Consider the following 25,337-nt stretch of genomic DNA (forward strand, 5'->3'; position numbering starts at 1 on the left):
CGTCACATGGAACCGGGAATTCAACGTCGGGGTCCCAGCAGATTTCGGCGGCGTGGACGCGGGAATCGACGGGTATTGTCAATGTGTGTGCGGACGCCACGGAAATTCCCGCGAAGCCCGCCAGGATCAGCAAGAGGCGCAATCGCATGACGGTGGCCATCCGGTAAAACCGAATTGGCGGCTCGCATTCGCAAGCCGCCAATTCAGTATATAGCATTCGGTGACCGGCGGGAAATCCGTCAGCCTAACTATGCAATCAGCGTTTTAGGCTCGGGCCGACCCTCGGCGTCTCGCTCTTTCTTCAATTGCTCAGCAACGAGGAAGGCAAGCTCCAAAGCCTGGTCGGCGTTGAGGCGCGGATCGCAGTGGGTATGGTAGCGGTCGGAAAGATCCTGCTCGGAAATCGCCGTTGCGCCGCCGGTGCATTCGGTGACGTTCTGCCCGGTCATCTCGACGTGAATGCCGCCCGCATGCGTTCCCTCGGCCCGGTGGACTTCGAAGAACGACAGGCTTTCCTTCAGGATGCGATCGAAGGGGCGCGTCTTGTAACCGTTGACGGCGGAGATCGTGTTGCCGTGCATCGGGTCGCAAGACCAGACGACGGAACGACCGGCCTTCTTCACCGCGCGAATGAGCTTCGGCAGATGCGCTTCCACCTTGTCATAGCCGAAGCGGCAGATGAGCGTCAGGCGGCCGGGCTCGTCCTTCGGGTTCAGAAGGTCGATCAGGCGCAGCAAACCGTCGGCGTCGAGGGACGGTCCGCACTTCAGGCCGATCGGATTCTTGATGCCACGGCAGTACTCGATGTGAGCGTGATCGGGTTGGCGCGTTCTGTCGCCGATCCAGATCATGTGCCCGCTCGTCGCGTACCAATCGCCGCTCGTCGAATCCTTCCGCGTCAGAGCTTCCTCGTAGCCGAGAAGCAGTGCTTCGTGGCTCGTGTAGAAGCTCGTCGTGCGAAGTTGCGGTGTGTTGTCGGACGTGATCCCACAGGCGCGCATGAACTGCAGCGTCTCGGAGATGCGGTCGGCGATCTCCTGATAGTGATGGCCCTGCGGGCTATCCTTCACGAAGCCCATGTTCCACTGGTGCACGCGCTCGAGGTCGGCATAGCCGCCTGTTGCGAAGGCGCGGATCAGGTTCAGCGTCGCCGCGGACTGGCGATAGGCTTCGAGCTGGCGAACGGGATCGGGGATGCGGGCTTCCGCCGTGAACTCCGGCCCGTTGATGATGTCGCCACGATAGCTCGGCAGCTCCAGACCGTTCTTCTTTTCGGTCGGCGCGGAACGCGGCTTCGCGAACTGCCCGGCGATGCGCCCAAGCTTCGTGACGGGCTCGCCACCGGCATAGGTCAGCACGACCGCCATCTGCAGAAAGACGCGGAAGAAGTCGCGGATATTGTCGGCGCGGTGCTCGGCGAAGCTCTCGGCGCAATCGCCGCCCTGAAGCAGAAAACCGGTGCCGGACGCAATGACCGCGAGCTGCTTTTTCAGCTCCCGCGCTTCACCTGCAAAAACCAGCGGAGGGAACGTCGCGAGCTTTGCTTCCGCATCGGCCAAAGCCTTGGCATCCGGATAATCCGGGACCTGCATGATGGGCTTATTGCGCCAGCTGTCCGGCGACCATTTTTCGAGTGGGGCGTTCGACGCCATAGTTAACTCCTGAAGAGCACATATCGGGTGCGTACCCAGGGGCGGCGCCTTCAACTGCTCTGTGGCATATTATCCCGGGGCTTATAGGAGATATCCGGAGCTCGCGCCAGCGCCAGAGTGACCTGCCTTTATGCGCTCAAAGTCCGGCAGACATGCCGCCATCGACGGCCAGTTCCGAACCTGTGCAATATAGGCTGTCGTCGGAGGCAAAAAAGACCACAGCCCCGGTCATGTCTTCGGGGCGTCCGAGGCGTCCCATCGGCGTCTTGTCGATGAGGGCCTTCTTCACGGGCGGCAGCTTCAAGAGGCGGTCGGTAATGCCGGTTTCGACATAACCCGGCGCGACGGAATTCACGCGAACGTTGAAGGGCGCGTATTCGACGGCGAGCCCCTTGGTCAACGCGGTGATCGCGCCCTTGGTCGCCGTGTAGGCCGCGAGCGGACGCAGACCCCGGTTCGCCATGATGGACGAGATATTGATGATCGACGGCGCCTGCGACTTCCGCAGCAGCGGCAGCCCGTCGCGCGATAGCCGCAGAATCGCGTCGAGGTTGACCTCGCGCAACTTGGCCCAATCGGAATCCGACAACTGACGAATTTCGCCGCGAACGAGAATACCCGCGTTATTTACGAGGACGTCTGCGTATCCATGCGCCTTCTCGACATTCCGGAGGAGCGCCGTCGTATCCTGCCCCTTGGAGACGTCGACGGTCATTGCGGTTGCGGCGCCGCCCTTCGACTTGATGTATTGAACCGTCTCTTCCGCGGTTTCGCCGTTGATGTCGGTAACCCAGACATGCGCGCCTTCGACGGCAAAGCGCTCGGCGATGGCTCGCCCGATGCCGCCGCCCGAGCCCGTTACGATGGCGATCTTTCCGCTGAGCCGCGTCATGTGTTCCCTCTAGTCGTGGCGCCCGGCTCGTCATGAAGCCGTCTTGTCGTGAAGTGGGGCGAAGCCATACGGCGGGGCTATCCCGCGATCAACCGGCAGCTTCGCCAGGTGCGATCCATTTCTCGCGAAGCGTGACCAGTTCCTCTGCGGCGGATGGATGCAAGGCCATCGTCTGGTCGAAATCGGCCTTGCAGGCGCGCATGCGGACGGCAACTGCCGCCATCTGAACGATTTCGGCCGCATCCGGCCCGAAGACGTGGACGCCGACGACGCGGTCCGTCGCGCCCTCGACAACAATCTTCACGAGCATTTTCTCATCCCGGCCGGCCATGATGGCCTTCATCGGCCGGAAGCTCCCTTTGTAGATATGCACGTCGCTATATTGGGCGCGGGCTTCCTGCTCGGTGAAGCCGACGGTGCCGATCTCGGGCGTCGAGAAGACGGCGGTCGGGATCGTGGTGTAGTCGACCATCCACGGTTTCTTGCCGAATAGCGTGTCGGCGAACGCATGGCCTTCGCGGATCGCAACCGGCGTCAGGTTCACGCGATTGGTGACATCGCCGACGGCGTAGATCGACGGCACCGTCGTCTGCGAGGCGTTGTCGACGACGACGGCGCCTGCCGGATCGAGATGGACGCCGAGGGCTTCGAGGCCGAGATTTTTCGTATTGGGAGAGCGGCCGATTGCGAACATGATCTGATCGGCTTCGAGCGTCTCGCCTCCGGTGATCGTGCCGGCGAGGCCGGATGCCGTCTTCGCGATCTTCGTGAACACCTGCCCGTTGATGATGCGGATGCCCCGCGCCGTCATTGCGGCGGCGAGCGCGTCGCGCAAATCCTCGTCGAAGCCGCGAAGGAATTTATCGCCCCGATAGATCAGCGTCACCTCGGAGCCCAGGCCATGGAAGATCGAGGCGAACTCGACGGCGATATATCCCCCGCCCGCGATGACGATGCGGCGCGGCAGTTCTTTCAGATTGAACGCTTCATTGGACGTTATGACGTGCTCGACGCCCGGCAGCTTGGGATCGATGTTGGGATGTCCGCCGGTCGCCACCAAAATCGTCTTCGCAGTGACGATCCGCCCCGACGTCGCGAGACGAACTTCGTTGGCCGAGAGAAGCGTTGCTCTTTCGGCAAAGACCTCCACTTTGAATTTTTGGAGCGTGGCGCGATAGGCAGCTTCGAGACGCGATATTTCCTTGTCTTTCGCGCGTATCAGGGACGCCCAGTCGAACGTCTCGCTGACGGTCCAGCCGAAGCCCGCGGCATCTTCGAATTCATCGGCAAAGCGGCTGGCGTAGACGAGAAGCTTTTTGGGAACGCAACCGCGGATGACGCAGGTGCCGCCGACCCGATACTCCTCGGCGACGGCGACCCTAGCGCCATAGCTTGCCGCAATGCGGGCAGCCCTGACGCCACCGGAGCCAGCGCCGATGACGAAGAGATCAAAATCAAAGTTTGTCATGGCGCGTTCTGATGTGAACTATTTCTGATCGGCGGCCTGCGGTGTTGCGCCCGCCTTCATCTCGTCGGCAATCTTGGCTGAGTACTTCAGGCCGATCTCGGCGCCCTTCTTCATCAGCTCCGGCGTTTTCTGGATGAACTTGGCGCCTGGGCCCGAGCGATAGAAATCGGTGACCGCTTTCAATTCTTCGGCCGTGAACGTCTCGGCGTAAAGGTTGGCGCAATCGGTGATCAACTGCTCCTGATAATCGAGGAGCTTCTTCATGCCCTCATCGAAATCTTCGGAACGTTTTTTGCCCTCTTCCGATCCGCCGGCATTGGCGCCTTGGGCGAAGCCGCGCGCCATGGCATCGATCATGCCTGCCATCTGCTTCTTTACGCCCGTGACTTCGAGCAGTTCGCGCGCCGCGGCAACCCGCGCGGGATCGAGCGGCGGCGGGGCATTATCCGCGAGCGCCGCAGTTGTGAAGCAGATGAGGCACAAAGCAGCTATCCGCAGGGTTTGCCCCATGATCAGAAGTCCTCTTCAAAATCGGTTTCAATGCCGGAGAGCACTTCAACGCCTTTTGGCCCCGCAACGATCCCGACGTCCGCAATTCCCAAAAACAGGCCGGATTCGACGATGCCCGGCACAAGCTTCAGAGCGTCGTCCAGGGCTTCCGGATCGTCAATCAAGCCAAAGGCGCAATCGAGGATATGATTGCCATTGTCGGTTACGAATGGCTTGCCGTTCGTGCCAACGCGCAGCTTCACCTCGCCTTCGCATCCACAATCGGCTGCAAGCTTGACGATCAAGTTCTGTGTCGCCGCCAGTCCGAACGGTACGACTTCGAGCGGTAGCGGGAAAAGGCCGAGATTTTCGACGCGCTTTGAGTTGTCGGCAATGATGACGACGCGATCGGAGGCGACCGCCACGATTTTTTCCCGGAGGAGTGCGCCGCCGCCGCCCTTGATGAGCCGCAGTTCCGAATCAATTTCGTCGGCGCCGTCGATCGTCAAATCGAGTTCCGGCGTCTCGTCGAGCGTCGTCAGCGGGATGCCCAGCGCCGCCGCCTGAGCGCGCGTCGCTTCCGAGGTCGGCACGCAAACGACCTTGAGGCCGCTTTTCACTTTGGCGCCGAGAAGATCGACGAATTTTGCTGCTGTCGAGCCCGTGCCGAGGCCAAGCTTCATACCGTCTTCAACGTACGTCAGCGCCTGTTCGGCGGCTTGTCGCTTCCAATCGTCATTGCTCATTACGGCCTCAAGCTTTTGCAAAAATCGCGCCCTCCGCGCGGGTCCCTCTCTAGGCTCCGGATGCGGCTCTTTCAAGCCAGCCATCCGGGCGGCGCCCTCGTGACGCCGTGACAGGGGCGCCTGAGATGAATACGCTACTTGAAAACGCGAGGAGAATTCATGCAGGGCTGGACCATCGTCTTCGACCTTGACGGCACGCTCATCGATACCGCACCCGACCTCGCCGAAGCGACGAATCACGTGCTCGCGACGCTCGGTCTCGACCGCATCAACGAACTCGAAATTCGCCCATTCGTCGGGCACGGGGCGCTGGCGATGATCGAGGGAGCGGTGAAGGCCCATGGCCGGAAGCTGTCGCAGCGGGAACTGCACGACCTCTTCGAGGTCTTCATCGTCTATTATTCCGCACACATCGCAGACTATAGCGTCCCTTATCCGCACGTCATCGCGACGCTCGAGGGGCTCAAGGCCCGGGGGGCTACGCTCGCGGTCTGTACGAACAAGATGGAAGCGCAAGCGCGCGCCGTTCTGAAGACGATGAAGCTCGACCACTATTTTTCGGCTTTGACCGGCCGCGATAGCCTCGGCGCCTATAAGCCCGATCCGCGACACCTGACGGGCACCATCGCGCTGGCTGGCGGGCGGCCAGAGACCAGCATCATGATCGGTGACAGCGAGACGGACATCAAGACGGCGAAAGCCGCTTCGATCCCGGTCGTCGCGGTCAGCTTCGGCTACAGCGTCGATCCCGTCGCGTCGTTCGGGCCTGACGCCATCATCGACGACTACCGCCACCTGCCGCGCGCGATCGAGACGTTTCTCGGCACATCCGTCAGTACATAGGCGTCAGTATGTCAGAACCCGGCAGTCGCTCGACATGATTTCCTCGATGAAATGCGCGGCACCGATGACGCCGCTGCATTCGGGGATCACGTCTTCCTTGCGCATGGCGCAGACATCCAGCCCCGGCGAGAAGCAGAAGAACCTGACGCCCGCTGCGTGCGCTTCCTTGATGAAATCATAGATCGAGCGCGCTTCGTCGGGTTTCAGCCGGATGCCGTCCGCGACGCCGGTCTTCAGCAACGTCGCCGCGGTACCCGTGCAGATGACCTCGACGTGATAGTCCATTCCGGCGGCGACGGACGCCTGGAAGAGCGGTGCGCTCAAGCTTTCGCCGCTTCGCAGATCGGCGTTCGCCAGGACGATGATGAGCTTCTGCGGCATCGTTGCCCCTCGCTCCGCTGAGGATGAGGGACACACTACGCCCGCGATGACGCCTGCTGCAACCTTGCGGCAACCCGCTTCGTCAAACGTCGTGGCCACTGATGTAGCGGCGATAGACGAGAATCGTTGCGGGCAGGAACACGAGATCGGCGACGAGCGACGCGAGAAGCGTGACGCCGCAGACGAGGCCGAAGAGCCGAAGCGACGGCAGCTCAGAGAAAATCGTCACGCCGAGGCCAAAGGCCAGCACGATTGTCGTCAGAATGATTGCTGGGCCGACGAGCACGCGGGCGTTGCGGATTGCAACTTCCGGAGCGACGCCCGGTTTTTCCTCGAGCCTGAGGCGATTGAGGAAGTGGATGAGCGCGTCGACGCCCAATCCGAACACCACGATCAGCGCGACGACGGACGAGAACTCGAGGCCACCTCCTATGAACCACAGCATGGCTCCCGTCGTGACGACCGGAAAAAGGCCAGGCAGCAAGCTGATGACGCCGACAAAGAAGGAGCGGAACGCGACGGCGAGCAGCACTGCGGCGATAAGCACGCAGATCGGGATGCTTTCATCGAGCTGCGTGATCATGCGGTGGCTGTTGCGGGCGGCGATCGCCGGCAGGCCCGTCACCGATATTTCATAGGCCGGATAGGCTTTGCGGACCGGATCGAGCGCCTCGTCGACCTTATGGACGAGCGGCAGAATCTGACTGGCGTCAACGTCCGGCAGGCGGCCGGTCACAAGCACCGCGTCCTGCTCCTTGGCGATGAAACGGCGGACCAGATGCTCGGGAAGCAGATTGACGTACTTCTTCACCGTTTCGACGTTGTCGTCGCCGTTTTCGCGCAGCCAGCGCCTGAGGCTTTCGAGCGACCAGACGTTGCCGAGACCGGCCGCCTTCTCCAGCGCGAGGTGCGTCTCTTCGATGACTTTGAGCGTGGCGGGATCGTAGAGGCTGGCGCCATTCTTCCAGCGAATCATGACGTGGAAGGGATTGGCGCCGGTCAGCTTGCTATCGATGCGGCCCGTCGCTGCGAGCGCCTGCTCGCGGTCGGGCACCTGATCTGCGAGCCGGTAGCGCGGCTCAAGTTGCAGATGGAGCGAGGCGAAATAGATGAAAAGCCCAATGCCGAGGATCGTATAGAGGACCGAGTGCTTGATGACACGATCGACGATTGCGCCGACGAACGTGCCAAGCGCGTCCATCATACCGTCGGCCGGCGCGTGATCGCGCGCCAAAGTCTTTTCATTGCGGATCAGCAGCAGACCCAGGATCGGCAGGACGACGATGACGGCAATGAAGGAGATGCAAACCGCCATGGCGCCGGCTTCTCCGAACGTGCGGATGAGCCCCGATTCGGACAATAGGAGAGCCAGAAACGCCAGAAGCGTCGCGCCATGCGCCAGCACGCATGCGGGACCAACGACATTCACTGCGAACGTCACGGCCTGAAGCTTGGTATCGCCCTCGCGCAGACGAATGCGAATGGCGGACACCATCTGCATGCTGTCGGCGAAGCCCATCACCAAGATGAGCGGCGTCATCACGTTCAGGAAGAGATTGAGTTTGAAGTTCAGCCAGCCGAGCAGGCCCAGCGACCAGCAGACCGCGATGACGGGTGGCAGCGCTGCGACGAGCATCAGCGACACGCGCCGGAAGAACAGCGCCGCGATAGCCGCGCCGAACAACAGGCCGAGGCCGTTATAGACGATCTGATCGCGCTCGACGGCGTTGCGGATTTCGAGTTGCATGACCGGCGCGCCGGCGAGCTTAACGCTGAGACCGACGGGTTCCAGATCTTCCTTCGCGGTCTGCTCGATATCGCCGATGACGGTTTTGGAGGATTTCTCGGCGACCACATCGCGATTGAGCGAGAGGACTATCAGCGCAAGCTGGCCGTCTTCCGACAGGAACTTGCCCTTGACGATGTCGTTGCTTTTCAGCGCGTCCATGATCTGGTCGAAGGCCGGACCTTCGGGCAGTTCATCCGGGACGATGGGCGGCGCGTATCCCGTGGGATCGGGTTTGCCGCGGGCCGAGAGCATCGAGACGATGCCGTTGACGCCGTCGGCCAACTGCAGATCGGCGGCCGCGTTTGCGAAGGCCTTCAGGCCATCGTGGGTCAGAAGGTTCTTGCCTTCGACGACGACCAGCACATCGTATTCGCTGGAAGGAAAGCGCCGGTCGATCTCTTCGTAGGTATGGAATTCCGGTGTATTCGTGCGGAACAGCTCAGAGAGGCTGTCGTCCACTCTCAAGCGCGTCAGCCCGGTGACCGCAGCGGCGGTGATGAGCACGACGATAATGGCTGCAATGATCGGCGCCTTGATTCCGATGAGGCCGAGCTTGTTCAAGCCCAACGACATCAGATGCGGGCGTTGCGGCTCCGTTGGCTTCAATGCATCCTCCCCAACGACTTCGATCTAAGAAGCCGCCCAGGCGCCCCCCTGCAATCGTGCGTTTGTTGCGGGAGACATCGCATTTTGCTGGGGTTGGGTGCAAGGACTACATCGCAGGGAACGCAGCGGTAAATAAGCAGTCATCAAGCGTGCGCCGGCATTGCCGACAACTTTGGCTAGAGATGCGCGTTAGTGGGGATGCGAATCACGAGGCCACGCAAACTCTCCTTGCTTCAAGTCCGCCGGTTGTGGAACAGCCTCATGTTCATCCCCCCATCGCCTTCGATCTAGGATCTTCGATGCTCAGAACCTCGCCGCTTCCGATTATCGCCACCGTATTCTTTGCCGCAATCGCCTTGGCGTTCGCGGGAGTGCCGAGCGCCTTCGCGTTGAAAAAGACGGTCGTCGGGCCCGTCGCGCTCGAGGTGCCGGACGATTTCAAAGAGGTCGCGGCCTCTGAGACGCCGACCATCCGCCAGGATGCTTCGGGCATCACAGTCGAAGTCTCGGAACTTCCTCCGGAAGCGCTGGAGGAATTCAGGGGACAGCCGTTTCTCGATTTTCTCGCGAGCCTCAAATATACGAACGCCGCGTACGCCCCCGGTGCGCTGGACCGGAGGGACACCTACAGCTACGTCCTGGCTGATGCCGTTGGGGCCAAGGGGCCTGAGTCGCGGTTCCTGCTGATTCTCGGCGATGCCAAACGGGCCGCCATCATCACCGCTTACGCGCCGAAGAGCGAGATCGACAACGGCCACGCGACCCGGGCTGCGATAGAGGCGATACTGTCGAGCGCTGCCGTCTTGCCTGCCGGTGCGGCGAAGCGCTGAGCGCGCCGCGAAGCGGGCTTTTGTGCGCTGGTGCTGAACCTAGTCTGCATAGAGACGCTAAACGATTGTGGCATCGGCCCCGATAAAAGCGATTGCCAACCTCGGATGAAGTCTGGGTTAGCGATGCGGAGCAACGGTCTTTGGTTTTTGAAACACGCAGCTGCGAAGTGTGCGATGTGGTCGGCATCGACAACGAAAAAAGAATCGCGTAGTTTGTTGGCTTCGTCTTCGCCGTGGACGTTAAAGCGGCGTTCCGTTTCATCAGTGCGATAACTGATGCCACTCGCCGCTCCAGAGCGATATCTGGTGTTTTCGCTCTTCGTTGGAAGCGATATTCCAACGCCACTTCTCCGTAGCTGGCGCGGTTAGCGAGCAAATTCCGCGGTCACCACACTTGGCCTTAACCGGCTCAAGCTTGAGCCTACCTAATGGGTATTCCCATGAGAGTAGTGCTGATCATTGACGTGGCGAGGGTCATCCTGGCCATCGCTATGGTTGTTGAATTACTGAAGTAAGAAGAAAGCCCCGCTTCGCGGCGGGGCTTTTGCAAAAACGTCGCGTTCTTTCGGCCCATGCGCGGCGATGAGGGCCGCTTGACAGCCCAACCCGACGCCTCGCATAAGGGGCGCATCCCAAAACGGGCGGTTAGCTCAGCGGTAGAGCACACGCTTCACACGCGTGGGGTCATAGGTTCAATCCCTATACCGCCCACCATCCTTAATGCTTTGCGCATTCGACCACCTAGCTGCCCTTTCGCGCACGCGAAGGGAGACCCGAGTGGTTTAATTGTACCATCGAGAGTCATTTATCCCGTTTCCGCCACATTCCGCGCGAATTCGGCCATCAAACGCCGTCACTAAGGTCAACTGGGGGAGCCCGAGGGAGAACACTATGACTATCAGGGGAATGAGCGTCGCGTTGCTGGCGCTATGTGCAATCGTCATGGCTGCGCCCGAGAGCCGTGCGGCATCCGCACGCGAGATCGACGTCAGCGTGCACGAAACGATGGAGAGATTTTTTTACAAGGTCGGCGGTGCACGCGATCTCGCGAACAAGGCCGCAGGCATTCTCGTTTTTCCATCGGTCGTGAAAGCCGGATTTGGCGTCGGCGGCGAATACGGCGAAGGCGCGCTTCTCGTGCGCGGCCGTAACGCCGGTTATTATAACACGCTGTCGGCCTCATTCGGCTTTCAGCTCGGCGTGCAGGAGCGGTCCGTCATCATCGCGTTCATGACGCCGGAAGCTCTCGATCAGTTTCGGCGCACGGCCGGGTGGAAGGTCGGAGTCGACGGCTCCGTCGCCATCATCACTGTCGGCGTCGGCGGCTCTATCGACACCAACAAGATCACGAGTCCCGTCGTCGGCTTCATCCTCGATCCGAAGGGCCTGATGTACAATCTCACGCTCGAGGGATCGAAGATCTCGCGCATTTCAAAGTAAGTCCGGTTCTAGGAAGATCCGGTACTCAGGGCCTTGGTTGGGCTGTTCCGCAGGGAACAGCCCGGTCAACTGGATAAGTGCTGTACTGCCCCGGTTCACGAAGGGGCACGCATGCAAAAATCATTTTTGAAGGGCCGCGCGTTTGGCGCCGCCGTTATCGCGTTCGCCGGCGTTGCAAGCGGCGTTGCGCAGATTGATCATTCCGGATGCCGGGCGGTAACGAAGTACGTAGATCCAGCGTACACACCGTAACGTAGTCATTATGCAGCGAGCCCGCATCAGCGCAGCTTAACTGCCGGAGCGACCCTATGGCACTGAACAGCACATCGTTCTCGAAGCCAGACCGCTGGTTCTTTTGGCTTACCCTCGCCGCCGCGGTCCTCGGCTTGTTGTCGTTTTTGGGCGGATCGCGCCTCGTCGCCGAGGAAGGCGTGCCCATCCCGGCGCCGGTCGTCGATGAGCGTCCGGAGGCGGATGCCGGTTTGGAGACAACGGTGCTGGCCGGTGGCTGCTTCTGGGGCGTCCAAGGCGTGTTCCAGCATGTCGAAGGCGTGGCGGGGGCAACGTCCGGCTACACGGGCGGCAAGCGGGAAGACGCGCACTACAATGTCGTTGGCACGGGCGATACGGGCCATGCCGAGTCCGTCCAGATCAAATTCGATCCCAAGAGGATCAGCTACGGGAAGCTCCTGCAGATCTACTTCTCGGTCGCGCACGATCCGACATTGCTCAATCGCCAGGGACCCGATACGGGGACGCAATACCGGTCGACGATTTTCCCGCAGACGCCTGAGCAGGGCAAAATCGCGGAGGCGTATATCGCTCAGCTCGGCAACGCTCACGTCTTCCCGGGGAAGATCGCGACGACGGTGGAACCCGGCCGCACGTTCTATGCAGCCGAGGACTATCATCAGAATTTTCTGACGCTCAATCCGACCTATCCGTACATCGCCATCAACGACATGCCGAAGATCGAGAACCTGAAGAAGCTTTTCCCGGAAAACTATCGGGCCGCGCCCGTGTTGGTCGCGACCGCCAAGCCGACGAACTGACAATCACACTTCGATCGTTGGCTGGATCCCGGCCTTCGCCGGGATGACGTTGCGGGAGATGCTTCGACGTCGCGTGCTTAGGCGTTGCGGACCATCGGCTCGAGATCTTCGGTATAGATCGAATACATCGGCTCATCCTGCAGGATGACGTCGGTGTATTCGCCGTAACCGTTGAAGCGTGTCGCCATGGCGCGCGCGTACGCACCGAGATTGCCGATCTCGATGTAGTCGCCTTCGCGGACAGACGCGGGCAGCATGAACGGCCCTTTCATGCGATCGATCGAGTCACACGTCGGCCCCCAGAACTCGAACGGTTCGAGGGGCTCGTTCGGATCGAGACCCGGGCGGATCAGCCGAACCGGGAATATGAAGCCCAGATGTGCGCTGTCGAAGAGCGCGCCATAGGAGCCATCGTTGATGAACAGCTGGTTGCCGGGCTTCCGGAGATCGACCTTTACGATCAAGCTTTCAGCTTCGGCCACGAGCGCCCTGCCCGGTTCGCAGATCAGGCGGCAATGCTCGGTCACCGGCATCTTCGCCATCGACGATTTGATGACTTCCATGAAGTCGGACAGGCGCGCGGGCACACTATCGGTGTAGCGCGACGGGAACCCGCCGCCGATGTCGATCGCATCAACGACGACGCCGGCTTTCACGATGTGCTTTTTGACTTCCTCGAAGGCCATTGCATAGGCGTCCGGCGTCACCGTCTGCGAGCCGACGTGGAACGTGATGCCGAGTTCGTCGGCGACCTGGCGCGCCTTGACGAGCAGACGCTGCGCCCGCTGACCGGAAATGCCGAATTTGTGCTCGAGGGGAACGCGGCTGTTTTTCGCCGGCACCGAGACGCGGACGAACAGCTCGAGGTCTTTCGCGCCGTCAGTCTCCTCGATAATCTTCTGCAGCTCGTCCTCGCTGTCGAGGGCAAAGCACTTGATGTCGTAGTCGAAATACGCGCGCCGGATGGCGTAGCGGGATTTGACCGGATGCATGAAGTGGAGACGCACGCCCGGAATGGTCGCGGCGTCTTCGAGTTCCGCCACGGAGGCGACGTCGAACTGCTTGATCCCCGCGCCGAAGAGTGCGCCGATCAGAAAGACGGAGCTGTTCGCCTTGTAGGCGTAGGCCACCTCGCCCGGAAAATTTTTGATGAACCAGCGCGCGGCGCGGCCGGCTGCATGGGGACGAGCTGCGAAGACCGGAAGATCCGGCTTCATCTCGGTCACCATTTCTAGGGCGGTGGCAAACTTCTCCATCGCGAAAGAACCTCCTGCGGAAGACCTATCCGGTTTCGCTCGCGGCAGCCGAGCAATGTCGGCTCTGGATGATATATTGAAGGGGTGCATTTAGGTATCTCGGCCCCCGCTGTAAAGCCTTTCGGAACCCAAACGCTCTTCAGGATCGCCGGATTCTCGCTCCGTGGCGAGGGACTGCCGCGAATGACGCACCTTGCGATGCCTTTTGGCATCTCTCACGGTCGACACATGTCAGTTTGATGAAGGTCTTGATGGAGGGCGGGGCAACGCGAACAGCCGGCTAGCTGCGCCCGAGGACGAGAATCGCGCGGCCGTCACGCAGAGACTTCTCGCTCGCCACGTCCGGCCGCGGCGCCGGGATGCGCTCGCCGCGATCCTGTTGGCGACGGAGAGCGCCTGATCGCGCGATACGGGCACGCTCTGCCTTTTCCGGACTCGTTCGCATCTCCCAATCGGTGACGAGCGTGTCTTGAAGGAAATTCTCCCAGTTGCCGAGAACCGTGAAACGCTGCCGTTCGAAATCATGCTCGATACCGACAGGCGGCGTCGCGCTCGTCGAACAGCGTCCGAGGATCGTTTCGCTGCCTTCGGCCTTGTAGCGCAACTGAAACGGCGCGTCGGAAGGCGGGATGCTGACGGCTTCACCCGCGTGGATGAGGTTGTCGCTTTGAAAGTCGCTCGGGAAAAGCACCGTCGCGACGCCTGCTGAATCGACGCTTATGACGGTCAGGTAGCATTCGTTGTCGGCCTCGGCCTTGATCGTCACGAGGTCGCCTGGCACCGGCCGCGGCTTGTCGAACCACATCGTCAGTCCGATCTCCGACTTGACGTCGCGCAGGAAGCCCGCCGACGCCGTGGTTTGGACTGGCGCATCCGTGCCTTTCAGAAGCGAAAAGAGGCGCTCGAGTTCGTTGCGGGAGAGCACGCCATGCAAGAGGCGGCGTGCGAGTGGCGCGGCCGCGCCTTTCGCATCGGCCAGCTCTTTCAAGAACTCCGGACGTTCGAGACCTGTTTCGCCCAGCGCCACCTCGAAGTCGGCGCCTTCGCGGTAGCGGCGCGCCAAGCCCGTAACCAGCTCGTCGCCGTGCACCCTCATGTCGAGATCGACGCCAGCAGCCTTGGCAGCGGCACGATAGCGATCCCAGCCGCCGAGCATCAACAATGCATTTTCGCTATCGGTGCCAAAGAGCGGCAGGGCGGCACGACGGTCGGGCGCCATCGGTCCGGCGGCGATATCAACTGGACCGGCGGCGCGGAAATCATCCTTGGCTTGCACCAATCCCTCCGTGTGGCACGCAAAGCAATTGGCGCCGGCTTTCGTCACCGGTTCGACGGCATCGGCCTCGACGCCAGCGTAGGGCTTTTCGATTCCCGGCAAGGCACGGTCGACGCGATTGCCCGCGGCATCGAAAAGCGCGAATGCGTAAAACCCATTCGGCAGTGCGAAGAGCGCGCGTATCTGATCGGGCTTGAACGGCTGCTTTGCCGTCGTTGCCGATTTCGGACCTTGCGGGCGCTCGAAGACATCCTGCTCACCGGTGCTTGTCGCGAAGTCGTAGGCGAGCCAGAGGCCAGCCGGCTTTCCGGGGTGCCTTTCGATCAACCGGTTGCCGCGCGTCACGGCGCTTTCGCGGATCGCGATGCGGCGCACCGAGCCCGCTCGAATGTTGGCATCGAGGTCGGTCCCGTTCATTGTCGCGAGGCTGGCGAGCTTTGTGGGAAGCCCGAGCAGCGCGTAATAGAGCGGCGTTTCTCCGGCCGCGGCCGCGAGCCAATCGCCGTTGACCACGACAGCCGGGCTGCCGGCGGTTTTCACGACATCCGGCGCGACGACGTGCAGGAGAGCCGGAGGATATGCCTTTTCGATCAGCTTCCAGCGCGCGTTATCCCAGCCGTAATCGGCGAGGCGGAAGGAGAACACCGTGCCCACGTCGTCGAGTGGTGTGAGCTTCACGGGTTCGGGTGCCCACGACAGACTGTTCATGAGCTTGTTGAGCGCCTTGCCGTAAGCGGTCATTTCGGCGGCGGTGGCGCATGAGTTGTAGAGATGGACGAGCGAGATGAAACGCACGTCCTTGCCTTGATCGCGTTCGAGGTGCTGGACCTCTCGCATCATCTTATCGATCGCGGCGGGGCGCACGGGCTCGCGGGACGGGCAACTCTGCACGGCGGGGGCAAGATCCTTGATCCACCGGCGAACGGCTAGAATGTCATCCGGCGTCGGCTCAGGCTTGGCGTCCGGACCGGTGAAAACATCAAGCGGCGCATGGCGCGTTTCGAAAACGTCGTAGAGACGCGACGCGTCAGGGAGGCCGGGCTTCACCAGAACGGGATCGCGTGCCTGATCCTGGATCGCCAGAATGTTGGCGAGGCCGCCGGATGGGAGCGGCCTCTCCAGCCGCCCGGCCTGGTGACAGCGGGCGCAGTGGGTCTCCAGCACGCTATAGGCCTTCGCGGCGCGCGGCTCATCGGGACGGACCGGTACCGATACGGCAGCGTTCTTCCTGGCGTTGGGGCTGACCTGCGCGATGGCAAGATTGCTCACGAGCGCCAAGCCGAGGAGGCTCGCAAGCAGGCATGCAGAATTTGTCAGGTGTCTCAACCGCACGTCCTTGGGGCCCCCGCCCGGTCTTTTTTCTTGTCCGCCGCTCCCTAGCGGCCAGGCGCGGCACCATCGTGGCGCGGGCGCGTGAGTCGCCGCAGCGTGCCGTCGTTAACAGAGATGAAGAATTCGTTAAATCGCTGAAGTGCGAGTTAGGCATTCCGAGACTTCAAAATCGACCGGAAAGCAAAGATCGGTTACAAAGATCTTACTTCAATCGATCAAACAGGCGCAGGCAGCTAAACCATGGACCTCAAGGCAGCAAGGGATCGGAATTCGCCAGCCGACCGTCTGGCTTTAGCGACCATGATGATCTGCTTCCTCGCGACTGGAGGACTCCTGATCACGACGCTTGCCCGTATGCCACACGCCCAAGTTCAAGACGCAAACATCCCAAGCACTGCCACGACGAAGTAGTCACGTGCCTATCTGACTCTCCCTTCGATCCTGACGTTCTAGATCCATACCGATCCGATTGGGCCCCTCGCATCCAGCGCGGGGCCCTTTTTCTTTCCCGCTCGACCGGTTTGTTCGACAGGTCATCAGGGTGTGCCGGCACCTGAGCTTTTCACAATCACCACGTAGCCGCCGGCTTTGAGCTCAGCGACGACCTGCTCGAGATGTCTTCGGTCGCGCGTCTCGATGACGAGATTGAGTTCGGTACCTTTCGCCGGCACGTCAGTGAAAACGCGCTGGTGGTAGACTTCGACGACGTTCGCGCCGGCTTTGCCGATAATTCCGGAGACCCTCGCGAGCTGGCCGGGACGATCGGGAATATCGATGGCGAGCCGCGAGAGGCGGCCGTCGCGTGCGAGTTCGCGTGTCAGCACGCTCGCGAGCAACCGCGTATCGATGTTGCCGCCGCAGAGCACCAAACCGATTTTCTTGCCCTTATAAAGCCTGTTGGCTCCGATGAGCGCGGCCAATCCCGCGGCGCCCGCGCCTTCGACGACTGTCTTCTCGATCGTTATCAGCAGCGAGACGGCGCGCTCGATATCGACTTCAGAGACCAGCAGAATATCATCGACGAGGTTCTCGATGATCTGCTGCGTGAGGCTTCCCGGCGCCGTGACCGCGATGCCTTCCGCAAGCGTATCGCCGCCGACGGGCAGATGCGATTTTTTCACCGCATTGAGCATCGACGGATAAAGCTGCGCCTCGACGCCGACGATCTTGATATTCGGGTTGATCGCTTTTGCCGCGATCGCCATCCCTGAGATCAAGCCGCCGCCGCCGATCGGCACGATCAGCACGTCGAGATCGGGGGCGGCGCTGAGCATTTCGAGGGCCACCGTACCCTGCCCCGCGATGATCGCGGGGTCGTTATACGGGTGGACGAAGGTCATGCCGCGTTCGGCGCCATAGCCGACGGCAAAGCCGTAGGCTTCCTCGAGGCTCTGGCCTTCGAGAATGACGTTCGCGCCGTGGCCGCGGGTATTCTCGACTTTGATCGTCGGGGTCCAGGCCGGCATGATAATCGTCGCCGGGATGCCGAGGCGATGGGCATGGTAGGCGACGCCCTGCGCGTGATTGCCGGCCGACATCGCGATCACACCGTTCTGGCGCTCTGCCGGGGACAGCGACAGGAGCTTGTTCAGCGCGCCGCGCTCCTTGTAGGACGCCGTGAACTGCAGATTTTCGAATTTCAGCCAAATCTCGGCGTTGAGCAGCGCGCTCAGTGTCCGGCTCTGCTCGAAGCGGGTCGGGATCACTGCGCCCCGAATGGCGTCGGCGGCGCGGACAATGTCGTCATAGCCGACGGCAAGCTCAGGCGGATGAAACGTCGCTAATTTGGTCATTATCTTCCGGCAGGTTTGATCAGTTTTGCAGGTCTTATCACACTCGGTATCACACTGGCACGCGGTTGGCCCTCAGCGCATTTTGCGAAATGTTTTAGCGCGGGAGAGCCGAGGCCGAGGCGTTATACCGTTCAGCGTCCGCTCAGGTAGGGTCCGTTTCAATTGCGAGCGCGGAATTCAATATGTCTGTGACTTCTGCTGCGGAGATATTGCATGGCTGGCCTGCACGCTAAGACGGTTTTTGCCATAGCCGTCATTCTTGCCGCCGTTCTCACAGCAAACCCGTCACTCGCCGATCCTGTCAGCTCGAGCACAGCCCCGACGGGCCGGAGATTCGAGTATGGTCCCTACGGGTCGCCGAACAACGCCGGTGGCGGCGGCCAGGCGATCCCGCAAAACAATGCCGTTGATCCGTCCGGCAACGACGACGGTGGCGCTGCTGAACGACCGCCAACTGACGATAGGAGCGTGGCGCCCGCTTATCGGGACGACTATCGGAGCGACAACCGGGACGAGCGTGGGAATGCTCCATCCGGCGCAGACGACAACGACGATGATGCGGACGCGCCGCCATCCGGCGATGGACAAGATCCGCCAACGCGCGGTGCTGCCGAGGCTCCTCCCCCAAGCGATTACGATCAGGGAATGCCTCGCGTCGAAGTGCGCGCCAGTGCGCCCGACAGCAATGTTCCTTACGAAATCCGCGAGCACGATGCGCGGAGTGCGGCCATCCAGGCGTGGCGCAGCAAGGTCGCGGATCGCTTCGGCCCCGAGTTCGCCCATTGGCGCACCGCCGCCAACAAACACATCGACTGCAGGCCCGATGCCCGCGAAGGTCTCGTGTGTATTGCGAGTGGGCTCCCTGTGCGCGGATTTGACAGGTACGGGCGATGGCGTCGCGAAGGCCACTATTAATACGCACTCGCGATCGCATCATTCCGGCTGCCCACGATCTCTGTTGATTCCGGAGCTTCTTTTTGCCATCAGCCGCAGAGGTCGAGCCGCGCTCCGCGTGGGCCGCTCTCCCCGGTCGATTGGCGCAGATGGGAAATCACAACATGGCGAAGGTTGCGTGGCTGGGGCTCGGTGTCATGGGGTATCCCATGGCGGGTTATCTCAAAACGCGCGGCGGCCACGACGTCGTCGTCTACAATCGGACGTCTGCCAAGGCCGAGAAGTGGAAAGAGCAGTTCGGGGGAGCCATCGCCGCAACACCCGCGGAAGCTGCGCGCGACTGCGATGCCGTATTCGCCTGCGTCGGCAACGACGACGACGTGCGGAGCGTCACGATTGGGCCGGACGGCGCCTTTTCAACGCTCAGACCCGGCGCGATTTACATCGATCACACGACGGCTTCTGCGAAGGTCGCGCGCGAATTGTCGGAGATCGCGGAGACGAGGGGATTCAAATTTCTCGATTGTCCGGTATCGGGTGGGCAGTCAGGCGCCGAGAACGGGACGCTGACGGTGATGGCCGGCGGCGACGAGGCTGCCTTCGCGGTCGCTGAGCCCTTCATCAAGAACTACGCGCGCAGCGCTCGGCTTCTCGGGCCGTCGGGATCGGGGCAACTCGCCAAGATGGCGAACCAGATCGCCATTGCAGGCCTCGTTCAGGGGTTGGCCGAATCCATTCATTTCGCGGAGTGTGCAGGTCTCGACATCCAAGCGTTGATCGAAACGATCTCGAAAGGCGCGGCGCAGTCCTGGCAGATGGAGAACCGCTGGCAGACGATGCACGCGCGCAAGTTCGACTTCGGCTTTGCCGTGGACTGGATGCGGAAGGATCTCGCGATCTGCTTCGATGAGGCTCAGGCGAACGGCGCCGATCTGACGGTGACCAAACTCGTCGATCGATTTTACGCCGAGGTTCAGGAACTCGGCGGACGCCGCTGGGATACATCGAGCCTCATCGCCCGGCTCGATGCGAAAAAAGAAACTTGAGAAAGGTTTTGTTTCTCGCGTGCGACTTATACCTCCGCCCGTTCGCTCTTCGACGATCGTTCGGTGATCGCGAACTGCAGCGGCAATGCGGTCGTATATTTGATCTGCTCCATCGCAAAAGCCGATGAGACCTTGGCGATGTCGACGCGGGAAATGAGCTTCTTGTAGAAAGCGTCGTAGGCAGCGATGTCGGGGACCGCGACGCGGAGCAGATAGTCGATGTCTCCCGACATGCGGTAGAATTCGACGACCTCGGGAAATTCGGCGACGGCTTCGTGGAACTTCTCGAGCCACGTCAGCGAGTGCTTGTCCGTCTTGATGGACACGAACACCATCACTCCCGCGTTCACCTGCTGCGCGTCCAGTATCGCGACGCGGCGCTGGATGACTCCCGATTCCTCGAGTTTTTGAACACGGCGCCAGCACGGTGTGGTCGATAATCCGACCTCTTTGCCGATGTCGGCTACCGGGCGAGTGCAGTCCTGCTGGAGAAGGCGCAGGATCTTAACGTCCATTTCATCCAACATTCGACCGCCCTTCGATCAAGAAACATGATTTTGCGTAATCTGCTATTTTGAAATTAATATTTTCTAATTTGCCGGTGTCAATGAGGGAATTAGCATTTTTTTTCGTTTGAACGACATTGCACCTTGATCGGGCAAGGTGTCTCCCACATGTATGGTGCTTCCCCCTCGGCAATAACGGTTCTTGGATTTTCTCGATGCACCCCATCAGGCCCATCTCTGACAGCGTCGCCATAAGCGGTTGGCTGGACGAAGAGGACTTCGCGGAGGTCAAGTCGCTTGGCTTCGACAAAGTGATCAACTTCCGCCCGGACAACGAGGCTCGCGACCAAATTCCGAGCACTGAAGCCGAAGCCGCCGCCCACCGCTCGGGTCTCGACTACGTGCAGATCCCGGTCACGCGGCAGGACCTCTTCAAGGACGATGTCGTGGACCTCGCGGCGAAGGAATTCGCATCGGGCGGCCGCACGCTCGCCTATTGCGCGTCCGGCCAGCGGGCCGCCATTGTCTGGGCTGCTGCGACGGCGCGATCACATCCCGTCGACGAGGTGCTTTCTACTGTTGGAGCCGGCGGCTTCGATCTCCGGCTCATTCGCGACGATCTCGAGGCGCAGGCCCATCGCGGGGAAGGGTAAGCTTTTTGATTGCGCTCGGCGACTCCCCTCCGGGGAGCCGGCCGCCGAGCGCGAGAAGTCAAGCGCGAGCGCTCGGTCTTGCCGAGACTTCGCGATGCCAGCGCATCACGTTGCTGAAACCCTCCGGCTGACCGAGGCGCGCCGGTTTCATGAAGTCGATCGCGACGAGCGCCGTTATGTCGGCAATCGAATACGTGTCGCCCGCCACAAACCGGCTCTCGGCCAAGCGCGCGTCGATACGGGTCAGTTCGCGGGCGACCTTGTCCTTGTTGGCTTCGCCCCACGCCGCGACTTGCGGCACCTCGAGATGCGCCATCTTGGGGTGCAAATGCCTGAAGACGGCAAAAACCGCATTGAATAATCCGATCTCGATGCGCCTGTTCCACATCTCGACTTCGGCCTTGCCGACCGGCCCAATGCCGAACAGCGCCGGTTCCGGAGTGATCTCTTCGAAATAGCGGCAGATGGCGACGGTCTCGGAGATCGCGCGGCCATCATCGAGAATGAGGACCGGCACGCGAGCCCAGGGATTGAGCTTCGCGAAGTCGCCCGTCGTCAAATCGTCCGTCATCATGTTCAGTTCTTCCCGCGGGACCACGATGCCCTTCTCGGCGAGGAAGATATTCACGCGCCTAGGGCTTGGTGCTGCATGTGTTTCGATGATCCGCAACTTCATTACCTCGCGTCTTGGGGATTGTGCTGCGCACGCCATCGTTGCGGCGCTTCGAATTCGCCGGACCAGACGCCGCGTCGCGACGACCGGGCATCGGCTTCTTCGTCGTTATAGCCCCCGAAGGCGACCGCCATGCCTGCCCGCACCATACTGGAATTGATATCGCGGCCACCGGCAATGCAGCGAGCGAGAAGCCGGCCATACCGATCTCGTTCGCTGACGTTGCATGTGACGATCTCCCCGCCGATCGCGTGCGCGAGCTCGCGCTTGGCCTCCTCGCCGCAGTTCCATGTCAGGCCGCCCCGCGAACAGGTCTGGCGACCCTCGGGCGCATCTAATCCCTGAAGCCGCACCTCGTTTCCACCCACGAACAGGCTGTCGCCATCGATTGGCCGGGCGGCGCCGCTGACGCTCGCCGGGAACGGTTCGTACTGGGTGTGGCGCAAGCGCCAATGGTCGCGGCCCATAAAAATGGCGACCGCCGCCAGCGTTAACGTCAATCCGAGCCTTACATAAGCCCGCCAGGGCTTTACAGTGGCGTATATAGGGCGCTTCGGGGACGCCCGCCGCCGCTTCGGCGGCATAAGTTGCATAACGAACCCCTCAGCCAATTCCGCGAGACTTTAAGTCTTGCTTTAACAAATTGACGCCAATTTACAGGCGGTGCGCGGCACAACCTCCGTGCGACCTCATCTAAAGGACGCGACTCGCGGTATGGACGATAACGCCGATAGCGTCGAACCGGCAGCTGAAATGCCAGCTCGCCCGGCGCGACGAGGCCGTTCACGGGATGACCTCAAATCATTCCGGGATAAGCTTACGCACGGCACCGTCCATAAGCCGGAATTCGAATACGAACTGCTCACGATGTTCGCGCGCAACGAGACGAGCGCGCCCTTCGCGATGCCGGCGCTTTGCTTCATCTTTTACATCACGTCGATGTTCTGGGCGTCGTTCACGGAAGCGACGACGTGGATCGCCATCGTTTCCATCTCCCGTGTCTACATGCTCGACCAGTGCCGGCGGCTGCTTTCCATTCCGCGCACCGAAGTCAACGTCGGTCAGTGGCGCCGCCATTTCAACCGCATCGAACTCGTCAACGGTTTCGCGTTGGCGGCTTTCGCACTCATCGGCATCACGATCCACAACACCGAAAGCGCGTCGCCGGCGACATTCTCCTCGCATGTCTTCATTTTCGCGACGTTGATGGTGGTGCTGGCGATCCGGATGACGTTCGCGTCGACACTCCCCCGCCTTTTCCTCGCGGGCACCGTTCCGATGACTGTCGCGGTCGCTGGCCGGCTGTTCACGCTCGGCGATCCGTTCTATTTCGCGCTCGCCTCGATGGCGATCGGCATCCATGTGTTCTTCGTCTATCTCGCGCGCGGATTGCACTCGACGGCGCTCGCGATGGTGGAGTTCCGCGCCGAGAAAGACAACCTTATCTCGGAACTCGAGGAAGCGAGCGCCATTTCGGACGAAGCGCGCCGCCGCGCCGAGGCTGCCAACAAAGCCAAATCGCGCTTTCTCGCGACCATGAGCCATGAGCTTCGCACGCCGCTCAATGCGATCATGGGTTTTTCCGAAGTCATGGAAAAAGAGCTGCTGGGACCGATCGGCAACGATATTTACCGCGATTATGCGCGCAGCATTTATCAGAGCGGTGACCATCTCCTCTGCATCATCAACGAGATCCTCGATCTTTCGCGCATCGAAGCGGGCCGCTACGATCTGCACGAGGAGACGATGCGTCTCACGGACATCGCCGAGGATTGCCAGCGCCTCGTCAAGATCAAGGCCGACGCGAAAACCCTTGCGATCGTCGAAGATTTTGCTCCGGACTTGCCGCATATCTGGGCCGATCCGCGGGCGCTCCGTCAGATCTGTCTCAATCTGCTGTCGAACGCACTGAAGTTCACGCCGAAGGGTGGCCGCATCACGCTGATCGTGGGTCACACGCAGGATGGCGGACAGTTTCTGACTGTCTCGGATACCGGCCCCGGCATTCCCAAGGAAGAAATTCCGCGCGTTCTCCAGGCCTTCGGCCAGGGCTCGCTCGCGCATGAAACGGCCGAGGGCGGAACGGGTCTCGGACTTCCGATCGTGCAAAACCTCATCCATTTGCATGGCGGCACGTTCGATCTTCAGTCGGAATTGCGCAAGGGAACGGAAGTTACCGTGACGCTTCCGCCGCAGCGCGTGCTCCATGCCATTGCGCCGTTGCAGCCGCTTGGGCAGGAGCGTCACCGCGATCCCGCGCCGCGTCCGGCGCGCCAGCCGCGCATGCGCATGGCCCCGGCCGGTGTCCCCGATCAAGTCGCCTACCGGGTTGCGGGCGATGCTCGATAGTTGTTTTGCGTTTGAGGTTCGGCGTTGATGCTCGGCTTTCTGCTCGTGGTCATTCTGGGTCTCGGCTCGCTTCTCGCCGCGACCGTTTTCGGCGGCGTGAAGCTCGATGCCGTTCCAGATTTGCCGATCGCCGCGACGGTGATTGCGATACTCGTCGCGATCTATATGGCGACGCTGCTCAATCATCGCGGAGAACGGCGGCTTGCTTTGTGGCCGACGCTCGCCGCCTGCATCTCGGGCGCCGTGCTCGTCGCCGGGGCTTTCAATAAGAGCATGCCGCTGGTCCTCGCAGACCTCTTTGCTGGCGCAACCGCTGCAGCAGACGCCGCTCCGACAAGGCGGGATGCGCCGGCATCCGTACGCATCCGCCGAACCGACGACGGCACTTTTTTCGCCAATTCCGAAGTCAACGGACAAGCGATGACGATGCGGATCGACAATGGGTCGGCGACGGTCGTGCTCCGGCAATCCGACGCCGAGAAGGCGGGCATCGATATCAGCAATCTTGCTTTCGATACACCTCTCAAAACGGCGAACGGAACGAGCTATCTCGCCCCCGTTCGTTTGAAGTCGGTGCGCATCGGGCCCGTGGCGATCGACGACGTCGAAGCGCTCGTCGCGCGTCCCGGAACTCTTAACGAAAACCTGCTCGGTACAAGTTTTTTAAGACGTTTAGCGTCTGTTGAGCTCTCGGCAAATTTTGCGACGCTTCGGCAGTAGAACGCCGATCGCGATCTTGAACTGCTCTCTTGAACAGGAGCGTCTGGAATGTCATCGGCAACGGTCAGCCTCTTCGGTTCCTTCGCGCTCGCAGCCGTCGGAGCAGCGGGCCTCGCATATACGCTGACGCATCCCGGCGTTCTCGTCTCGGCGTTCGATCATGCGAAGGCGACATCGGGTCTGTCGATGCCGACCCCGGCCGGTCAAAGCGATGACCCCGTCCTCGACGCCCAGGAAGCAACACGCGTTCAACCCGGCACCGTGACATTGCCCGCCGGCGACTATGGGCACTTCCGGGCCGAGGCCGACATCAACGGGCGCGATATCGATGTGATGGTCGACACCGGTGCTTCCCTCGTCGCGCTGACTTACGACGATGCGCGCCGGGCCGGCATTGTCGTGAAGCCCTCGGATTTCACCCACACCGCCCAGACGGCCAACGGTACAGCCCGCGTCGCGCCTGTCACAATTCCGCGCATCAGCATCGGCGACATAACGGTACGGAACGTGGCCGGGGTCGTGTCGGAGCGTGGCGCGTCCGAACGGACGCTGCTCGGCATGTCGTTTCTGGGGCGGCTATCCCGTGTCGAAATGCGCGGTGGAACGCTCGTGCTGCAAGAGTAACAATTCCTCATTGCCGCAATTTTACGG

At 61.3% G+C, this 25,337-nt stretch carries 24 protein-coding genes and 1 tRNA gene; 12 read left to right on the top strand and 13 right to left on the bottom strand.

The window, feature by feature from the left end; all coding sequences use genetic code 11:
- Positions 1–248: 248 nt before the first annotated feature.
- The 5 genes from AACL53_RS09175 to rpiA all read right to left on the bottom strand — a co-directional run bounded on the left by AACL53_RS09175 (position 249) and on the right by rpiA (position 5,247).
- On the bottom strand, positions 249–1,652 hold the full coding sequence (locus AACL53_RS09175) for a class II 3-deoxy-7-phosphoheptulonate synthase (RefSeq protein WP_339084194.1): 1,404 nt from the start codon (positions 1,650–1,652) through the stop codon (positions 249–251).
- A gap of 136 nt (positions 1,653–1,788) precedes the next feature.
- Positions 1,789–2,544, bottom strand: a complete 756-nt coding sequence (locus AACL53_RS09180; RefSeq protein WP_339084195.1) for an SDR family NAD(P)-dependent oxidoreductase — start codon at positions 2,542–2,544, stop codon at positions 1,789–1,791.
- Between the two features lie 88 nt (positions 2,545–2,632).
- Complete coding sequence (gene gor, locus AACL53_RS09185) at positions 2,633–4,012, bottom strand: glutathione-disulfide reductase (RefSeq protein WP_339084196.1); 1,380 nt, start codon at positions 4,010–4,012, stop codon at positions 2,633–2,635.
- Between the two features lie 18 nt (positions 4,013–4,030).
- Positions 4,031–4,522 carry a DUF2059 domain-containing protein gene (locus AACL53_RS09190; protein ID WP_339084197.1) on the bottom strand — a complete coding sequence of 164 codons (492 nt, stop codon included), beginning with the start codon at positions 4,520–4,522 and terminating at the stop codon, positions 4,031–4,033.
- Between the two features lie 2 nt (positions 4,523–4,524).
- Entirely contained in the window at positions 4,525–5,247 is a 723-nt protein-coding gene (gene rpiA, locus AACL53_RS09195; RefSeq protein WP_339084198.1) for a ribose-5-phosphate isomerase RpiA, read from the bottom strand.
- A gap of 159 nt (positions 5,248–5,406) precedes the next feature.
- Here rpiA and AACL53_RS09200 point away from each other — a divergent pair, with 159 nt between their 5' ends.
- A complete protein-coding gene (locus tag AACL53_RS09200) occupies positions 5,407–6,090 on the top strand; it encodes an HAD family hydrolase (protein ID WP_339084199.1) in 684 nt (227 codons plus the stop codon).
- Positions 6,091–6,093: 3 nt separating this feature from the next.
- Here the strand turns inward: AACL53_RS09200 and AACL53_RS09205 are convergent, their stop codons facing one another.
- Together AACL53_RS09205 and AACL53_RS09210 are read right to left on the bottom strand one after the other, a co-directional pair.
- Positions 6,094–6,471, bottom strand: coding sequence for a DsrE/DsrF/DrsH-like family protein (locus tag AACL53_RS09205; protein ID WP_339084200.1), 378 nt, complete (start codon positions 6,469–6,471; stop codon positions 6,094–6,096).
- Positions 6,472–6,553: 82 nt separating this feature from the next.
- Positions 6,554–8,866 carry an RND family transporter gene (locus AACL53_RS09210; RefSeq protein WP_339084201.1) on the bottom strand — a complete coding sequence of 771 codons (2,313 nt, stop codon included), beginning with the start codon at positions 8,864–8,866 and terminating at the stop codon, positions 6,554–6,556.
- A 299-nt stretch (positions 8,867–9,165) separates the two neighbouring features.
- Here AACL53_RS09210 and AACL53_RS09215 point away from each other — a divergent pair, with 299 nt between their 5' ends.
- The 5 genes from AACL53_RS09215 (at position 9,166) to msrA (ending at position 12,188) form a co-directional block, all read left to right on the top strand.
- Positions 9,166–9,696, top strand: coding sequence for a hypothetical protein (locus AACL53_RS09215; protein WP_339084203.1), 531 nt, complete (start codon positions 9,166–9,168; stop codon positions 9,694–9,696).
- 639 nt (positions 9,697–10,335) lie between these two features.
- Positions 10,336–10,410: transfer RNA gene (locus AACL53_RS09220), tRNA-Val, on the top strand.
- A gap of 177 nt (positions 10,411–10,587) precedes the next feature.
- Positions 10,588–11,136, top strand: coding sequence for a YSC84-related protein (locus AACL53_RS09225; RefSeq protein WP_339084204.1), 549 nt, complete (start codon positions 10,588–10,590; stop codon positions 11,134–11,136).
- 111 nt (positions 11,137–11,247) lie between these two features.
- Entirely contained in the window at positions 11,248–11,388 is a 141-nt protein-coding gene (locus tag AACL53_RS09230; RefSeq protein ID WP_339084205.1) for a hypothetical protein, read from the top strand.
- A 56-nt stretch (positions 11,389–11,444) separates the two neighbouring features.
- The gene (gene msrA, locus AACL53_RS09235; RefSeq protein ID WP_339084206.1) at positions 11,445–12,188 is read left to right on the top strand and encodes a peptide-methionine (S)-S-oxide reductase MsrA; all 744 of its coding nucleotides are present in this window, start codon (positions 11,445–11,447) and stop codon (positions 12,186–12,188) included.
- Positions 12,189–12,265: 77 nt separating this feature from the next.
- Here the strand turns inward: msrA and AACL53_RS09240 are convergent, their stop codons facing one another.
- The 3 genes from AACL53_RS09240 to AACL53_RS09250 all read right to left on the bottom strand — a co-directional run bounded on the left by AACL53_RS09240 (position 12,266) and on the right by AACL53_RS09250 (position 17,845).
- Positions 12,266–13,444, bottom strand: a complete 1,179-nt coding sequence (locus tag AACL53_RS09240; RefSeq protein WP_339084208.1) for a type III PLP-dependent enzyme — start codon at positions 13,442–13,444, stop codon at positions 12,266–12,268.
- Between the two features lie 280 nt (positions 13,445–13,724).
- Entirely contained in the window at positions 13,725–16,046 is a 2,322-nt protein-coding gene (locus tag AACL53_RS09245) for a DUF4384 domain-containing protein (protein ID WP_339084209.1), read from the bottom strand.
- Positions 16,047–16,588: 542 nt separating this feature from the next.
- A complete protein-coding gene (locus tag AACL53_RS09250; RefSeq protein WP_339084211.1) occupies positions 16,589–17,845 on the bottom strand; it encodes a threonine ammonia-lyase in 1,257 nt (418 codons plus the stop codon).
- A 213-nt stretch (positions 17,846–18,058) separates the two neighbouring features.
- On the opposite strand from AACL53_RS09250, the gene AACL53_RS09255 reads away from it, so the two are divergent.
- Positions 18,059–18,760, top strand: coding sequence for a hypothetical protein (locus AACL53_RS09255; RefSeq protein WP_339084212.1), 702 nt, complete (start codon positions 18,059–18,061; stop codon positions 18,758–18,760).
- A 128-nt stretch (positions 18,761–18,888) separates the two neighbouring features.
- On the top strand, positions 18,889–19,785 hold the full coding sequence (locus AACL53_RS09260) for an NAD(P)-dependent oxidoreductase (RefSeq protein ID WP_339086920.1): 897 nt from the start codon (positions 18,889–18,891) through the stop codon (positions 19,783–19,785).
- Positions 19,786–19,811: 26 nt separating this feature from the next.
- On the opposite strand, the gene AACL53_RS09265 is transcribed toward AACL53_RS09260, so the two are convergent.
- The gene (locus AACL53_RS09265; RefSeq protein WP_339086921.1) at positions 19,812–20,309 is read right to left on the bottom strand and encodes an Lrp/AsnC family transcriptional regulator; all 498 of its coding nucleotides are present in this window, start codon (positions 20,307–20,309) and stop codon (positions 19,812–19,814) included.
- Positions 20,310–20,506: 197 nt separating this feature from the next.
- Here AACL53_RS09265 and AACL53_RS09270 point away from each other — a divergent pair, with 197 nt between their 5' ends.
- Positions 20,507–20,944: a TIGR01244 family sulfur transferase gene (locus tag AACL53_RS09270; RefSeq protein ID WP_339084213.1), complete on the top strand. Its 438-nt coding sequence runs from the start codon at positions 20,507–20,509 to the stop codon at positions 20,942–20,944.
- Positions 20,945–21,002: 58 nt separating this feature from the next.
- On the opposite strand, the gene AACL53_RS09275 is transcribed toward AACL53_RS09270, so the two are convergent.
- Together AACL53_RS09275 and AACL53_RS09280 are read right to left on the bottom strand one after the other, a co-directional pair.
- On the bottom strand, positions 21,003–21,614 hold the full coding sequence (locus AACL53_RS09275) for a glutathione S-transferase (protein ID WP_339086922.1): 612 nt from the start codon (positions 21,612–21,614) through the stop codon (positions 21,003–21,005).
- 5 nt (positions 21,615–21,619) lie between these two features.
- Positions 21,620–22,210 (bottom strand): thermonuclease family protein, encoded by a 591-nt coding sequence (locus AACL53_RS09280; protein ID WP_339084214.1) that lies wholly within the window; start codon positions 22,208–22,210, stop codon positions 21,620–21,622.
- A gap of 121 nt (positions 22,211–22,331) precedes the next feature.
- On the opposite strand from AACL53_RS09280, the gene AACL53_RS09285 reads away from it, so the two are divergent.
- The 3 genes from AACL53_RS09285 to AACL53_RS09295 are packed head-to-tail and all read left to right on the top strand — an operon-like array spanning position 22,332 to position 25,310.
- Positions 22,332–23,966, top strand: a complete 1,635-nt coding sequence (locus AACL53_RS09285; RefSeq protein ID WP_339084215.1) for a HAMP domain-containing sensor histidine kinase — start codon at positions 22,332–22,334, stop codon at positions 23,964–23,966.
- Between the two features lie 27 nt (positions 23,967–23,993).
- Entirely contained in the window at positions 23,994–24,686 is a 693-nt protein-coding gene (locus AACL53_RS09290; RefSeq protein ID WP_339084216.1) for a TIGR02281 family clan AA aspartic protease, read from the top strand.
- Between the two features lie 48 nt (positions 24,687–24,734).
- Positions 24,735–25,310 (top strand): TIGR02281 family clan AA aspartic protease, encoded by a 576-nt coding sequence (locus tag AACL53_RS09295; RefSeq protein ID WP_339084217.1) that lies wholly within the window; start codon positions 24,735–24,737, stop codon positions 25,308–25,310.
- The last annotated feature ends 27 nt before the right edge of the window (positions 25,311–25,337 follow it).

It is taken from the genome of Hyphomicrobium sp. ghe19 (assembly GCF_902712875.1).
GTDB lineage: Bacteria > Pseudomonadota > Alphaproteobacteria > Rhizobiales > Hyphomicrobiaceae > Hyphomicrobium_B.

What these genes read in the sequence shown, in the direction of transcription:
- AACL53_RS09175 (WP_339084194.1), bottom strand. Translation starts at nt 1,652, where the DNA reads ATGGCGTCGAACGCCCCACTCGAAAAATGGTCGCCGGACAGCTGGCGC.
- AACL53_RS09180 (WP_339084195.1), bottom strand. Translation starts at nt 2,544, where the DNA reads ATGACGCGGCTCAGCGGAAAGATCGCCATCGTAACGGGCTCGGGCGGC.
- gor (WP_339084196.1), bottom strand. Translation starts at nt 4,012, where the DNA reads ATGACAAACTTTGATTTTGATCTCTTCGTCATCGGCGCTGGCTCCGGT.
- AACL53_RS09190 (WP_339084197.1), bottom strand. Translation starts at nt 4,522, where the DNA reads ATGGGGCAAACCCTGCGGATAGCTGCTTTGTGCCTCATCTGCTTCACA.
- rpiA (WP_339084198.1), bottom strand. Translation starts at nt 5,247, where the DNA reads ATGAGCAATGACGATTGGAAGCGACAAGCCGCCGAACAGGCGCTGACG.
- AACL53_RS09200 (WP_339084199.1), top strand. Translation starts at nt 5,407, where the DNA reads ATGCAGGGCTGGACCATCGTCTTCGACCTTGACGGCACGCTCATCGAT.
- AACL53_RS09205 (WP_339084200.1), bottom strand. Translation starts at nt 6,471, where the DNA reads ATGCCGCAGAAGCTCATCATCGTCCTGGCGAACGCCGATCTGCGAAGC.
- AACL53_RS09215 (WP_339084203.1), top strand. Translation starts at nt 9,166, where the DNA reads ATGCTCAGAACCTCGCCGCTTCCGATTATCGCCACCGTATTCTTTGCC.
- AACL53_RS09225 (WP_339084204.1), top strand. Translation starts at nt 10,588, where the DNA reads ATGACTATCAGGGGAATGAGCGTCGCGTTGCTGGCGCTATGTGCAATC.
- AACL53_RS09230 (WP_339084205.1), top strand. Translation starts at nt 11,248, where the DNA reads ATGCAAAAATCATTTTTGAAGGGCCGCGCGTTTGGCGCCGCCGTTATC.
- msrA (WP_339084206.1), top strand. Translation starts at nt 11,445, where the DNA reads ATGGCACTGAACAGCACATCGTTCTCGAAGCCAGACCGCTGGTTCTTT.
- AACL53_RS09240 (WP_339084208.1), bottom strand. Translation starts at nt 13,444, where the DNA reads ATGGAGAAGTTTGCCACCGCCCTAGAAATGGTGACCGAGATGAAGCCG.
- AACL53_RS09250 (WP_339084211.1), bottom strand. Translation starts at nt 17,845, where the DNA reads ATGACCAAATTAGCGACGTTTCATCCGCCTGAGCTTGCCGTCGGCTAT.
- AACL53_RS09255 (WP_339084212.1), top strand. Translation starts at nt 18,059, where the DNA reads ATGGCTGGCCTGCACGCTAAGACGGTTTTTGCCATAGCCGTCATTCTT.
- AACL53_RS09260 (WP_339086920.1), top strand. Translation starts at nt 18,889, where the DNA reads ATGGGAAATCACAACATGGCGAAGGTTGCGTGGCTGGGGCTCGGTGTC.
- AACL53_RS09270 (WP_339084213.1), top strand. Translation starts at nt 20,507, where the DNA reads ATGCACCCCATCAGGCCCATCTCTGACAGCGTCGCCATAAGCGGTTGG.
- AACL53_RS09280 (WP_339084214.1), bottom strand. Translation starts at nt 22,210, where the DNA reads ATGCAACTTATGCCGCCGAAGCGGCGGCGGGCGTCCCCGAAGCGCCCT.
- AACL53_RS09285 (WP_339084215.1), top strand. Translation starts at nt 22,332, where the DNA reads ATGGACGATAACGCCGATAGCGTCGAACCGGCAGCTGAAATGCCAGCT.
- AACL53_RS09290 (WP_339084216.1), top strand. Translation starts at nt 23,994, where the DNA reads ATGCTCGGCTTTCTGCTCGTGGTCATTCTGGGTCTCGGCTCGCTTCTC.
- AACL53_RS09295 (WP_339084217.1), top strand. Translation starts at nt 24,735, where the DNA reads ATGTCATCGGCAACGGTCAGCCTCTTCGGTTCCTTCGCGCTCGCAGCC.